At 71.7% G+C, this 13,247-nt stretch carries 9 protein-coding genes, 1 tRNA gene and 1 pseudogene; 4 read left to right on the top strand and 7 right to left on the bottom strand.

Going from position 1 to position 13,247, the window contains the following annotated elements; all coding sequences use genetic code 11:
• The first annotated feature begins 43 nt into the window (after positions 1 to 43).
• The 3 genes from ACFY4B_RS09445 to ACFY4B_RS09435 all read left to right on the top strand — a co-directional run bounded on the left by ACFY4B_RS09445 (position 44) and on the right by ACFY4B_RS09435 (position 5,359).
• A complete protein-coding gene (locus ACFY4B_RS09445; RefSeq protein WP_387967055.1) occupies positions 44 to 1,426 on the top strand; it encodes an MFS transporter in 1,383 nt (460 codons plus the stop codon).
• 137 nt (positions 1,427 to 1,563) lie between these two features.
• Positions 1,564 to 1,637, top strand: a tRNA-Pro gene (locus ACFY4B_RS09440).
• Positions 1,638 to 3,283: 1,646 nt separating this feature from the next.
• Positions 3,284 to 5,359: a DUF2075 domain-containing protein gene (locus ACFY4B_RS09435; protein WP_387967053.1), complete on the top strand. Its 2,076-nt coding sequence runs from the start codon at positions 3,284 to 3,286 to the stop codon at positions 5,357 to 5,359.
• 56 nt (positions 5,360 to 5,415) lie between these two features.
• On the opposite strand, the gene ACFY4B_RS09430 is transcribed toward ACFY4B_RS09435, so the two are convergent.
• Positions 5,416 to 5,544, bottom strand: a complete 129-nt coding sequence (locus ACFY4B_RS09430; protein ID WP_387967051.1) for a DUF6408 family protein — start codon at positions 5,542 to 5,544, stop codon at positions 5,416 to 5,418.
• Positions 5,545 to 6,086: 542 nt separating this feature from the next.
• On the opposite strand from ACFY4B_RS09430, the pseudogene ACFY4B_RS09425 reads away from it, so the two are divergent.
• Positions 6,087 to 6,209 (top strand): annotated as a pseudogene (locus ACFY4B_RS09425) (restriction endonuclease); the annotation flags it as partial.
• A gap of 8 nt (positions 6,210 to 6,217) precedes the next feature.
• Here the strand turns inward: ACFY4B_RS09425 and ACFY4B_RS09420 are convergent.
• From ACFY4B_RS09420 to ACFY4B_RS09395, 6 genes are all read right to left on the bottom strand, one after another.
• Positions 6,218 to 8,119: a DNA/RNA helicase domain-containing protein gene (locus ACFY4B_RS09420; protein ID WP_387967050.1), complete on the bottom strand. Its 1,902-nt coding sequence runs from the start codon at positions 8,117 to 8,119 to the stop codon at positions 6,218 to 6,220.
• Between the two features lie 561 nt (positions 8,120 to 8,680).
• Complete coding sequence (locus ACFY4B_RS09415; protein ID WP_387967048.1) at positions 8,681 to 9,412, bottom strand: ABC transporter permease; 732 nt, start codon at positions 9,410 to 9,412, stop codon at positions 8,681 to 8,683.
• Positions 9,406 to 10,395 carry an ABC transporter ATP-binding protein gene (locus tag ACFY4B_RS09410; RefSeq protein WP_387967046.1) on the bottom strand — a complete coding sequence of 330 codons (990 nt, stop codon included), beginning with the start codon at positions 10,393 to 10,395 and terminating at the stop codon, positions 9,406 to 9,408. The genes ACFY4B_RS09415 and ACFY4B_RS09410 overlap by 7 nt, the downstream gene beginning before the upstream one ends.
• On the bottom strand, positions 10,392 to 11,129 hold the full coding sequence (locus ACFY4B_RS09405; RefSeq protein WP_387967044.1) for an ABC transporter ATP-binding protein: 738 nt from the start codon (positions 11,127 to 11,129) through the stop codon (positions 10,392 to 10,394). The genes ACFY4B_RS09410 and ACFY4B_RS09405 overlap by 4 nt, the downstream gene beginning before the upstream one ends.
• The gene (locus ACFY4B_RS09400; RefSeq protein WP_387967042.1) at positions 11,126 to 12,763 is read right to left on the bottom strand and encodes a hypothetical protein; all 1,638 of its coding nucleotides are present in this window, start codon (positions 12,761 to 12,763) and stop codon (positions 11,126 to 11,128) included. The genes ACFY4B_RS09405 and ACFY4B_RS09400 overlap by 4 nt, the downstream gene beginning before the upstream one ends.
• Positions 12,763 to 13,185 carry a hypothetical protein gene (locus ACFY4B_RS09395; RefSeq protein WP_074004720.1) on the bottom strand — a complete coding sequence of 141 codons (423 nt, stop codon included), beginning with the start codon at positions 13,183 to 13,185 and terminating at the stop codon, positions 12,763 to 12,765. The genes ACFY4B_RS09400 and ACFY4B_RS09395 overlap by 1 nt, the downstream gene beginning before the upstream one ends.
• Positions 13,186 to 13,247 lie beyond the last annotated feature (62 nt).

Here is a 13,247-nt window from a genome sequence, read left to right as displayed (position 1 = left end):
CCGGTGCGGGGCCGTCCGGGGGCGGAGCGGAGCATGAGGGACTATGTCGAACAATCAACATTCCACGCCGTCCCCCGCGCCCGGCCCGTCCCCCGCATCCTCCGCCGCCGATCCCGAACCCGAACCGGAACCCGGACCGGGGGACGGACCCGGGGCAGGGGACGGACCCGGGCCGGAGGTAGCCGCTGGCTCACCCTGGTACCGGCGGGCCTTCGCCGACCTCAGCCCGCTGCGCGACCACCCCGACTACCGCCGGGTCTGGGCCGGGCAGGCCGTCTCCTCCATAGGCCAGCAGATGACGGCCGTCGCCGTCTCCGTCCAGGTCTACGACCTGACCGGCTCCGCCTTCGCGACCGGCCTGGTCGGCATCTTCTCCCTCGTCCCGCTGGTCGCCTTCGGCCTCTACGGCGGCGCGATCGCCGACACCGTCGACCGGCGCCGGCTGGGCCTGCTCGGCTCGGCCGGTCTGGCGGTCGTCTCCGCCGCCCTGGCCGCGCAGGCGCTGGCCGGCCTCGGCCTGGTCGCCGTCCTGTACGCCGCCGTCGCCGTCCAGGCCGGCTTCTTCGCGATCAGCTCGCCCGCCCGCTCCGCGATGATCCCCCGCCTGGTGCCCAGCCACCAGCTCCCGGCGGCGAACGCCCTGAACACCGTCAGCATGAACCTCGGCCTCACCGTCGGCCCGATGCTCGGCGGCGTCCTCATCGGCGCCTACGGATCCCAGGCCGCCTACCTGGTCGACACCGTCGCCTTCACCGGCACCCTCTACGCGATGTGGCGCCTGCCCGCCATGCGGCCGCTCGGCGAGCGCAAGGGCCGCGCCTCCGTCCTCGACGGCCTCCGCTTCCTGCGCGAGCAGCCCAACCTGCGCACCAGCTTCCTCGCCGACCTGGCCGCGATGGTCTTCGGCATGCCGCGCGCCCTCTTCCCGGCCATCGCGGTCACCTTCTACGGCGGCGACGCCGGCACCGTCGGCCTGCTGGTCTCCGCCCCGGCCGTCGGCGCCCTGATCGGCGCGCTCTTCTCCGGCTGGGTCGGCCGCGTCCACCGCCAGGGCGTCGCCGTCCTCGCCGCCGTCGCCGCCTGGGGCCTGGCCATCGCGGCCTTCGGCGCCCTCCACAACCTCTGGCTCGGCCTCCTGCTGCTCGCGGTCGCGGGCTGCGCCGACACCGTCAGCATGATCTTCCGCAACACGATGATGCAGGTCGCGGCCCCGGACGAGATGCGCGGCCGCCTCCAGGGGATCTTCATCGTGGTCGTCGCCGGCGGCCCCCGCCTCGGCGACTTCGAGTCCGGCACCGTCGCCGCCCTCACCAACCCCGCCACCTCCGTGATCACCGGCGGCCTCGCCTGCGTCGCCGCCGTCCTCCTCCTCGCCGCCCGCCGCCCCGCCTTCCTCACCTACGACGCCCGCCACCCCACCCCCTGACCCACCCCACCCCCCGAACCTGGCAGCGAGCACCCCCCGACGTGCTGTATTGTTTTCCACGTCGCCGGGACAACCGGAGACAAGGTCGAGAAGCCCACAGCAGAGCCCCCCAGGCCCCGCTGCAGGCACCGAGACCACGGGACGTGGCGCAGCTTGGTAGCGCACTTGACTGGGGGTCAAGGGGTCGCAGGTTCAAATCCTGTCGTCCCGACTGTGATGTCGGTTGTGAGAGCCGGTACTTGGGAAACCGAGTGCCGGCTCTTTCTGTTGTGGTGTCGGCTGGTGGTCGCACGGTGGTCTCTGGGCCACATCGGCCAGGGCGCGGTTGGTTCTTCTGTTCGCGCCTGCTGGTAGGCGGGCAGTTGCCGGTGCAGGAGCGGGCGCTGGCGCCAGGGGTGCTGGGCGCGGTAGACGGGGTGTCCGAGGGCGGCATGGTCGGCGCCATCCGGGATCCAGGCGACGGCGTCGACGGCCGCGCGGGCGGCGAGTCTGGTGAGGTCGGCGTAGATGTTCGCGGTGGTGGGCAGGGTGCGGTGGCGCAGGGGCGTGGAGGCGACCGAGAGCGGCGTGCCGGAGGCCGTGGCGAAGCTGGCGGTGAGGTCGTGCAGGGTGATCCGGGGGACGTCGGCTTTGTCGCAGAGCAGGTGGAAGCGGCCGAGGACGGTCTTGGGGTTCAGGGGGCGGCCAGGGTAGTGGAAGACATAGCCGCCGGCGGGGGTGATCTGGGCGAACGCGCGTGACCCTGCCCGCTCGTCGAGGGCATCGGTGACACGGTCGGACAGGGCAACCCAAGTGCGACTGCCCGGTCTTTGGAGCGGTGAGCAGGAGCTGGTCGTTGTCGATCGAGGAGAGCCTCGCGCGGATGGACAGGGTGCGCTCGGGCAGGTGGACGTCGTCCCAGCACAGGGCCAGGACCTCCCCCTCGCGCACGCCGGTGCCGATCATCAGCTCGGCGAGGTCGGCATGCAGCGGGGCGACGAGATGGGTGAAGCGCAGGAAACGAGCCGCCTGCTCCTCGGTCCACAGGCGCCGTTCGCGGCGGGCCTGGAGATGAGCGGGGGTGCGGGCCAGGCGTTCGGTGTCGACGGCGGTGGCGAGGGCGCTGGCGAGCGTGGACATGATCCGGTGGACGGTGACTCTGCCTCGGCGCCGGCGCAGCCGGTCGGTGACGGATGCGGGCACGTGCTGGCGGGTGAGGTCGTCGATGGGGATGGAGTCGAGGGCGTTCCGCGGTGGCTGGCGGGTACACGTTGGCCAAGGCCCAGGAGGTCGTCGAGGGCAGGGGCGAGAGGCGTGGTGTCCTCCTGGAACGTGCTCAGCCGTGGTGTGTTGCACGCATCGAAGAGAAGGCCGGTGTAGCCCTCCCAGGACCATGCCGCAAAGGAAAGCAACTGATGGCCGTGGCGGGGAATCAGTGGCGTGGGCGGATGGGTCCTCGTCGCGGCTGTCGTGCGAGGGTGGGCGCCCGTAGCTGCCGGCCGGGGTCGAGGGTATCGACTGGTTCAGCTCCTTGGAGGCGCTGGTCAGTGCATCAGTCGGGGGGCGATCTGGGACCACGCGCAATTCACCTCCGCCTTTGAGGGCCTTTCGGGTGAACGAACAGCGCGGGTTGTATACCGTCTGACGTGCAGAGATGGCAGTGGTCGGGCGACTGGGGGTATTGCGCGGCTGGGCCTTCGCCCGGGATGAGAATGATCTCTTGATGTACGTATCGCCGCTGAGAATTGTGTACTGACAGCCGCTTCTGCACGTAGGATCGACGGTACTGTTTGCGGCCCGACAGGCTTCCCACTGAGGACATGCCCCCAACCCGCACGAATCATTGGTGGTCTGGTCTGGGGGAGTCCCTTCGTGCCCATGCTCCTGCTGAAGTTGTCGGCGCAGGATCTGCTCACTCTGAACTCGCGTCGCCGGATGGTGCCGCATCTTGCCGAACGATGGCGAAAGTTCCGGGAGCACGAGGCTTCGGAGACGGAGCGGTTGGCGTGGGCGGAGAGTCTGATCTGTCTGGCGAACGATCTGGTCGCCGCTGATCGTGGCAATGTGCAGATGGTCGTCGAGTGCGCAGCGACTGCTGACGAGGACATCAAGGGGAGCAGTCCCAGGCTCGTGGACGTCGTCCTGGTGGGCCGCCACCCGCGGGAGAATCGGCCGTCCGTCCAGCTGGTGGAGCTGAAGCGTTGGTCGACCGTGACCAGGGTCGAGCGGGCCGTTGCGGACCAGATCTACGTCGCGGGCCTGGCGAAGCCCAAGAAGCACCCTGCGCTGCAACTGCGCGAGTACTACCATGCGTTCACCGGCAGCCGGGGCCCCTTCCGAACGGTCGACATCGAGTGCGGCGGCTTTGCCTACCTGCACAACGCCACTGAGGACTCTGTCCGTCCGCTGATCGACGTGGACGCACCGACGGGTGTCTATGCGAAGGTGTACACCGGTGATCGCCGCCGCCAGTTGCTGACCGACTTGCAGGGACACTTTGCCGCCGACGGCGGCAGCACCGAGGCCGAGCTGCTACTCCAGGGCATCGGCGTGCGCAATGAACCGCTGCTCGACGTGATGATGTTGTCCCGGGGCACGGACACGGTCTTCACCCTGCGGGGGCGGCAGAAGGAGGTGGCTGATCAGATCCTGGAGACAGCTGCCAAGGTACTGCCCTCCTCGAAGCAGTCCGCGTTGGTTCCGGACGAGCGACGAGTAGTTTTCCTGGTGACCGGTGGCGCAGGCACCGGAAAGAGCGCTATCGGCCTGCAGATCAAGGCGGAGCTGGAGGCCGCTGGCCGGAACGTCAACTATGCCAGCGGGAGCAGGGCCTTCAACGCGGCGATGCAGGAGCACGTCGGTGTCGGTGACCGGGAGTTCAAGGAGACCTTCACCTACTTCTTCGACTACGTCACGACGCCCGACCCGCTGCTCGATGTTCTGATCTGCGATGAGGCACACCGACTCCGTGACCGCTCCGAGAACCGGTTCTGGCCGCCGGAGAAGCAGGGATCTCGGCCGCAGGTGGATGAACTCCTCGATGCGTCCCGGCTGACGGTGTTCTTCCTCGACGAAGGCCAGGTCGTTCGTCCGAAGGAGGTCGGTACGGTCGACCTGATCCAGCAGGCGGCCGATCGGCGCGGAGCCAAGGTGGTGCGGTACGGCCTCCGCGAGCAGTTCCGATGCGGTGGCAGTGACGCGTACGTCCGCTGGGTGCACGCGCTGCTCGGCTTGTCGGATGACGAACCTGAGCACTGGACGCCGGACGGCTTGATGCATGTCGAGGTGGTGGACACGCCGGACGCGCTCAGGGACATCATCCTCGGCGAGGAGAGCGCCGGGGCATCCGCGCGTATGGTTGCCGGCTACTGCTGGCCTTGGACCGAGCCTGTGGGCCGGGAGAAGCGACTGGAGCGGGATGTCAGGATCGGTGACTGGCACGAGCCGTGGAACGCGAAGAGCGACAGCTTCTGCGCGGACGGCGCCCCGCCCGGTGTCAGGTGGTCGATGCACGAGAACGGCATCGGCCAGATCGGCTGTGTGTACACCGCACAGGGCCTCGAGTGGGACTGGTGCGGAGTGATCATGGGCGATGACATGGTGCGCCGGAACGACCAGTGGGAGTTCCGCCGAGGCAAGGAGACGGAGAAGTCGGCGCAAGGTGTAAGACGGGTGAGAGTTCCAGGATCTCTTGATCCGAAGGTCAGTGCGAGCAGCGTCGGTGACGAGGAGTTCGCCCGCCTGATTCGGCACGCCTACCACGTGCTGATGACCCGGGCCAGCCGGGCGACGGTGCTCTATTCCACGGACGAGGAGACCCGGGCCTACCTCAAGGGCCTTGTCGGGGAGACCGAGATCCACGGATTGCGGCCGACTCGGGAGAGCTTGCCAAGGCATCACGCCCGTCCGAAGCGGGGACGGAAGAAGCCCAAGAACGACCTTCGCTTGTTCTGACGGAAGGTGTGGAAAGGTGGAAGTGGCGGGCTCGCCGGGCCCGCCACTGACCTGCGTCAGAAGAGCAGGTGCGCCACCGAGGTCAGCGCCGCCACCAGCATGTTGGAGGCGACTCCGACGACGATGTCGGTGAGGATCTTGCGGATCCGTCCACGACGCGCAGGCTTGTACTCGATCGAGGTCATGCGGCCATCCCCAGGTAGTGATATCGGAAATGGCAGGGGGCACCCTACCGGGCAACCACGCTCACGTCAGATGTTGACCACCTGACGGGCACAACCATTCGTCAATCGCCGCCTGTCGAGGGCGCATGGAACCTAGGCCTCGTACCCTCCGGGAAGGTGCGCAGCGCAACGATGCTACCGCGTGGGACGCGTTGGCGTCGGGGGTCAGTGAGCGGAACCTGGCAGGACGCATGCCGGTCCGCCGCCATGCCCCGCAGGGGCAGAGGCAAAGGGCTCACCGTCGGCGCGCGAAGCTGTCGCGTCAGTGCTGCCGTGGGATGGGCAGGGGCTCATGGCGGTGCCAGATCAATGACCTTTCCTTGCAGTGGAGTTCAGCGGATTCCCACTCAAGGCGGATCACGCCGTCGGCCAGGGAGCAAGCGCAGGCGACGAGAACGAGCTTGTGTCCGGTGAGAGGCGTGCGAGATCTGGATGAGGCTTGTCCTCATCCGGGGAATGCTGGGAACGAGCACGGTCGGACCGGAAGCGGGCGTATGTGCGTTGCCGGACGGCCGGTCATCGGCCCGCAGGCAGGGACTCCACTGGTCGCAGGCCTGCACCGGCAGTGGCACGGCGAACAGGTGTTCCGAGGCGAACCCCGGGAGCCCGTCGGCCCGGTGCGGTGAGTGGCCGATCAGCCGCGACGGCCGTGCGCCGCCTCGATCTGCTCCACCTGTTGGCCGGCTACCAGGTTCCGCAGTTTGGCGCGTGTCTCCGGGTCCGTCGAGTAGACGACGGTGCCGATCATTCCGCGGGTCAGCAGCACCTTGTAGGTGTTGCGGATCAACCGGGCGATGTCGGCGTCGGTGGTGGACTTGCGGAAGACGGGGTCCTTGGACGCCGTCCGGTTGGGGATCCACCGGTCGGTGCGCCAGACGAGGTCCGGCCCGAGGATGACGCCGCTCCAGTCGTACTCGAAGCCCTGCGCGGTGTACACGCAGCCGACCTGGCCGAAACCGGCCGGATCGGTGGCCCACAACGCGGCCGGCGGGGCGCCGGCGATCGACCGGTCGCCGTACACGTTCCACGGACGAGCCCAGTCACCGATGCGCACGTCGAGGGGGAGCGGGTCCCCCGGGGCGACCTTCGTGGTCCACTTCCAGCAGTACCCGGCCGACATCCGGGCACCGTACCCCTCCGCGCGCCGGGCGTCGAGGAACGCCTCCAGTTCCTGGGGGCTGTCCACGACCTCCAGGACGACCTTGCCGTCGGGCTCCCAGCCGACCGGGCCGCCGGGTTCGAGGTCCAGGAGACGCACCACCCAGTGCAGGTAGGCGTCGCTGCCGCCGCAGCGGAACTGGCTGTCCAGCTCGACCACCTGGCAGTCCAGGCCCTTCACGGCAGCGGCGGCCCGGATCTGGGCCACCGTGCCCATCTCGCCCGGCCGGACGACCTGGTGCTCGTCCAGCAGGAACACGGGCACCCGGGCGGCGTCGATCAGCTCCTCGATCTGGGGCTTGCCGGTGCGCTGGGCAGCGCGGGTGTAGCGGTTCGCCGACGTCTCCCGGATCCGGTGGGCCTCGTCGCAGATCAGTACGTCGAGCCCGTTGCGCTCGGCGGTCATGAAGCTGTTGAAGTACTTGAACAGGTCCTGGACCGCACGCTTCCGTGCGCCGGCGATCCGGCGCATGGTGGTGGTGAACGAGCTGGACCCGGTCGCGTGCAGGGCCGTGACGCCGCGCCGGTACAGATCACCCAGGAGGGACAGCGCGATCACGCTCTTCCCGGTACCCGGGCCACCCGTGATGACGACGACCTCCTTGTGATCAGACTGCTGCGCCTGGCGGACCGCGCGCAGCACCAGCTCGTAGGCGACCCGCTGCTCGTCCAGCAGCACGAACTGCTCGCGCTCGCGAACCTCGTCGGCGGCGACCGCCATCAGCTGCTTGGAAGGGGCCACCTTGCCCGCGAGCAACTGGTCCGCCGCCTCCGCGCCGGAGACCGGCTTCAGCTTCGACTGGAGGTACTGGATGAACTCCCCGCGGCGCTCGGCGGTGAAGAGCCGGCCGCGCTCGTCCTGCGGAACCTCGTAGAGGCCCTGGACGCCGAACTCCGTCGCGTTGTGGAGGAAAGCGACGCCAGAGAGCCGCTCGGGATGCGCGGCGAGCGCGCCGTTGAAGGAGATCAGGTAGTCGCAGTAGCCGCGGACCTGCTCGATCGGGTTCAGCACCGGCCGGGTGTAGGCGTCCACCCGGCAGAGCAGCGGCTCGCCGTCCTCCGGAAGCGCGCTGCTCCACTGCTTGAGCTCGACCACCACGTACGACGGCTCGCCCGTGGTCGGGTGGACGCCGGCGAGTATGACGTCCGCTCGCTTGCTGTTGAGCGGCAGCGAGTACTCGAGGAGTACTTCGACCATGCCGAGCCCGGCGTCCAGGAGGGCGTTGGTCAGAGCCGGGATGCTCCGTTCCCAGGAGCGCACCTCGGATGAGCTGGGTTTGTGGCCGTGCTTGTGAACGAACTGGTCGATGAGGCGCACGAACAGTGATCCGGCCAGGCTCTCGGCAGCGACCGCGGACGCGGAGTCGCGGAACAGCAAGGAATGCTCCCAGGCAGCACGAAGTGACTCGTGCGGGTGGGGGCATGTCCCTGGAAGGAAGCCCGGCGGGCCGCGCTGATGACAAGGTCAAACCTACAACGGAGAGTCTCAGCACGTACCCGGACACCTGAGCCTTCGCCGACGCAAGGCGGACCGGAACGAGCGATGGGGACGGCTTGGGCCACGACAGCTGCGACGGGGGCGGGGAGGGGCTGGGGGTCAAGGGGTCGCAGGTTCACATCCTGTCGTTCCGACAGTGATGTCGGTTGTGAGAGCCGGTACTTGGGAAACCGACTGCAGGCTCTTTCTGTTGTGGTGTCGCATGGTGGTCGCTGGACCGTATCGGCCAGGGTGTGGTCGGTTTGGTGGGCGGATTCCGGTGGGGCTGTAGGGGATGACCAGCGAGTCGTCGTTGGGCGGGTTCGGGTTGGCGACCTTGGTGAACTGTTTGTGGTTCTGTTTGCGGCGCCGGCCCTCGGTGTTGGGATTCAGGGAGTCGGCGGGGGGATGGAGGGGGCCGCCCGGGCGGTCGTGCTGGCGCCGGGGCGGGTGGGGGGTGGGTCAGAGGTGGGGGGTGCGGGTGAAGTGGTGGGTGGCGGTGGTGAAGAGGAGGGTGCACCAGGCGGTGGTGGTGAGGGTGGGGGAGGGTGGGGGAGGGGGCGGCGGAGAGGCGGGTGACGGCGGAGGCGGGGAGCCAGGGGGAGATGTCCCAGCCCTTGGTGGCGGCGAGGGCGGTGAGGGCGGACTCGGCGACCAGGGTCCACCCGAGGACTGTTCCCAGGGCTGCCGCGGTCGACCGTAGGGCAGGCCTGCGGCGGAGCCCAGGACCGCGTAGGCGGGCATCGCCGCGAGCAGGCGCAGGGTGGTGGACGGGGCTCCGTCCCAGTGGGGTGGGGAGCCGTGGCGTGCGGCGGTCAGGGTGGTGGTCGCCGCGCAGGTGGCCCAGACGGTGGCGGCGACCAGCAGGGACAGGAGGGCCAGCCCGGCGAGCTTGCCGGTGGCGAGTGCGCCGCGGGCCGGCTGGCGGACCAGCAGGTTCCGCCAGGTGCCCTCGCGGTACTCCTGGCAGAAGGCGTTGGCGGCCACGCACATCATGACCAGGCCGATCAGGGGTGTGGCGGTACGGGCGGCGCCGAGCAGGTCCACCGGGCCGGGGTCGTCCCGGAGGGCGGCGGTGCCGGCGGCGACCGCGGCGGTGGCCGCCGCGACGGAGCCGAGGAGCGGCCAGAGCAGCCGCGGCCGGAGCAGTTTGACCAGCTCGCTGCGGAACGCCTGGTGCACGTGGGTCAGCACGGGACGGCTGTCCTCTCGGTCGGGCTGGTCGGGTGAGGAGGGGCGGTCGGCGCGGGCCCGGTGCCGGTGACCAGGGCGAGGAAGGCCTGTTCCACGGAGGCCCGTCGGACGGCCAGGTGGGCGAGGGTCACGCCGCCCGCCGCCGCGATCCGGTTCAGTTCGGCGGCCGCGTCGGCGGGGGCCTCGACCAGCAGCAGCCCGTCCTCGTGGCGGTTGGGGTACCCGGCCCCGTTCAGCACGTCGTGGAGGGTCGCGCCGTCGGCGGCGGACTCCGGGGCCAGTTCGACGACGGCCGTCCGGGAGGCGGTCAGCTCCGCCCTGCCGCCCTGGAACAGCACCCGGCCCCGGTGCATCAGGACGAAGCGGTCGCAGATCGCGTCCAGTTCGTTGAGCTGGTGGCTGGAGACCAGCACGGTGGCGCCGGCGTCCGCCAGGGACCGCAGCAGCTCCCAGAGTTGGAGGATGCCGATCGGGTCGAGCCCGTTCATCGGCTCGTCCAGGACGAGCAGCCGGGGCTCGGGGAGCAGGGCCGCGGCGATGCCGAGCCGCTGGCGCATGCCGAGCGAGTACCCGCCCACCGGTCGGCCGGCGTGGGCGGTGAGGCCGACCTGCTCCAGTACCTCGTCGACCCGGCCGCGGGGGATGCCGCCGAGTTCGGCGAGCACCCGCAGGTTGGTGCGGGCGTCGAGCCGCCGGTAGAGCGCGGGTTGTTCGATCAGCGCGCCGACCGCGTGGAGGTAGCGCTCGGGCCGGTCCAGCGGGTGCCCGAGGACGGTGCCGGTGCCCGCGTCGGGGCGGTCCAGGCCCAGCAGGACGCGCATGGTGGTGGTCTTGCCGGAGCCGTTGGGCCCGATCAGCGCGGTCAGCGAGCCGGCGGGGACGGTCAGGTCGACGCCGTCGAGGGCGGTGAGGGCGCCGTAGCGGCGGCGCAGTCCGCGGACCTCGACCGCCGGGCCGGCCGTCCGGGCGCTGGGAGGGGTCATGGTGTGGCGGGCTCCGTGCTGGCCGGGTGGGTCGGGGAGTCGGCGGTGGTGAGGAGGGTGCCGGTCGGGTCGAGGCGGTGCAGCGCGGCGGTGGCCGTCTCGCCGTCGAGCCGGAGGTCGTGGCGGACGGCGCCGTGGTCCAGGACGACCAGCCGGTTCACCAACTCGTCGGCCCAGCCGAGGTCGTGGGTGCAGAGCAGGACGGTGCGCCCCTGGTCCCGCCAGTCGGCGGCGGCCCGGAGCGCGCCGGCCGCGCCGCTGTCGAGGCCGTTGGTCGGCTCGTCGAGCAGGAGCAGCCGGGGCCGGTGCACGGTGGCGACCAGCAGGCCGAGCTGCTTGCGCATGCCGAGCGAGAGCTCCCGGACGAGGGCGTCCGGGCGGTCCTCCAGGGCGGTGCCGGCCAGCGCGGCGAGGGCCTCCCGCACCGGGGCGCCGTACAGCCTGGCCGCCAGGACCAGCTGCTCACGGACGGTCAGGTAGTCGTAGAGCGGCGGTTCGGCGGGGGCGTAGCCTCGCTCGGCCCGGACGGCGAGCGCGGTGGCAGGCCGGCCGGCGACGGCGACCCGGCCCGAGGTGGGCTCCTCCAGCCCGGCGAGCAGCCGCAGCAGGGTGGTCTTGCCCGACCCGTTGTGGCCGACCAGGGCGACGAACTCGCCCTCCCCGACGGTGAGTCCGACCTCGGCGAGGGCGGTGTGCCCGGCGTACCGGACACTGGCGGATTCGACGGCGATCACGGGCGCACCTTCCGGATTCGGAGATCACTTCGGGCCGCGAACCGCAGGACGGCCAGCAGCAGGGCCAGGTCGAGCAGGCAGGCCGCCGCCTCGACGGCCCCGCCGGTGCCGGTGGCCGAGCGGAGTACCGGCCCGGCCGCCGCGGGGGCGGCCAGCACCGCGGCCAGCAGGCCCTCCACGGTCTCGGCCGCGCCGGAACGGGCGGCCCGGCCGTCGGCGAAGCCCTCGGCGGCCGGGGTCAGGAAAGCGGCGGCCACCAGCGCGCAGCTTCCGGCCAGCAGCGCGACCGGGAGGGCGAGCAGCGCGCCCGCGGTCACGCTCCCGCCGCCGACCAGCAGCAGCCCGAGGTACAGCGGTACGACGGGTACGGCCGCGACGGCGCAGCAGGAGGCCACCTTCCCGGCCAGGATCCGGCCGAACGGCACCGGCGCCTGGCGGAGCAGGTCGAGCGACCGCTGTTCGGCCTCGACCCCCGCCACCTGGGCCACCACGGTGGACAGCGCCAGGAACACGGCGAGCGCCAGCGGAACGCTCCAGGCGCCCAGCGGGAGCCGCCACGGCGGTTCGCCGCCGTGGCCGAGCCGGACCCCCGCGCCGAGCGCCGCCAGGGCGAGGCCGACCAGGGCCGTCCGGAACAGCGCGCCGGTGCTGGCGACGGGGCGGCGGCGCAGCGCCAGCAGGTCCTTGGCCGCGGGCAGCAGCACCGGCGGCACCCGGTCGAGCAGGGTGCTGGAGGCGTGTGCGGCGGCCGCGGGCCCGCCGGGGACGGCGGGGCGGAGCGCGCCGCGGGCGGCGGCCCGGTGCAGCAGGAGGTGGGCGAGGCCGCCGAGCAGCAGCAGGGTCGAGCACCAGCCGAGCAGGGCCGTCCCGAGCCGGTCGGGGTCGAGCAGGCGGTCCCAGAGGTCCGGGCGAAGGCGGGCCACGGCGGAGCGCAGCGCCGCCCCGTACTCCTCGGGTTCGGCCCGGCCGGACAGGTGGAGGCGGTCGGCGAGCGGTCCGAGGACGAGCCCGAGGGCGGACAGCCCCGGCAGCAGGACGCCGAGCGCGGCGAGCGGCAGGGCCCGGCGCGGGCCCAGCATCAGCGCGGCGGTCGCGGCCACGTGGCCGAGCGCTCCGGCCAGCGCGGATCCGGCGACGGCGGTGAGCGCGGCGGGCAGCAGGGCCCGGCCCGCGGGGGAGGCGGCCAGCCAGGGGCCGGCCGCCAGGCCCGCGACCGCCACGGAGCCGACGGCCCCGGCCAGGGCGGGCAGCCAGAGGCGGGCCAGGAACACGGACTGCTGCGGCACCCGCCAGGAGAGCAGGACGGCGCGGTCGGGCGGATCGAGCAGCAGCCGGGCCTGGTTGGGCCGCGCCGAGAGCAGGTGGCCGGCGACCAGCACGACCGCCACCGACCAGCAGGCGCCGGACACGACGGTGCCGTCCTCGGGGCCGACCGGGAAGACCCGGCCGAGCGCCGAGCCGATCCCCCAGAGCAGGGCCGCGACGGTGGCCAGGCCGACGCCGACGGCCAGCGCGAGCACGGCCCGGGCCGGCGGGGCGAGGGTGCGCAGCCCCGGGAGGCGGTTGCGCCGGCGCCGCAGGTCGGCGTCGACCAGGGCCAGCCCGGCGGTCCAGGCGAGTCGGCGGCCGTCCATCAGTCCCGCCGGCCGGTGAGCAGGGCGACCGCGCTGGCCGCGACGACCAGGACGCAGAAGCCGGCGGCAGTCCCGTTGAGTCCGGCGGCGGCGGGCAGCCGGAAGCCCGCCACCCCGAGCGGCATGCAGACCAGGGCCGAGAAGCCGAACAGCAGCCAGCGGCCGGTGGAGGCCAGGGCGACCACCGCGCCGAGGGCGAGCAGCAGGACAGCGGCCGCCAGCCAGCCCCAGTTGAGCAGGTCCTGGGTCTGCACCACCGTCGACCGGGCGGCGTCGACGACCCGGTCGGCCCGGTCGACCGCGGCCAGGGTGTCCGGCCGGCTCGTCCAGTACCAGACCGTCCGGACCCCGGCCAGGACGGCGGCGGCCACGGCCAGCAGGCCGGCCACGGCCGCACCGGTCGGCTTGATCTGCGATACCACGGTGATGTCGGCTCCTCGGTCGTGCGGGGTCGTGCGGGTCGTACGGGGGTCGTTCTCTCGAG

Origin of the sequence: Kitasatospora sp. NPDC001261, from assembly GCF_042896795.1 — a bacterium.
In the GTDB taxonomy this organism is placed as follows: Bacteria; Actinomycetota; Actinomycetes; order Streptomycetales; family Streptomycetaceae; genus Kitasatospora.
The sequence above is the reverse complement of the archived record's forward strand: the minus strand, read 5'-3'. Positions and strand labels throughout refer to the sequence as shown.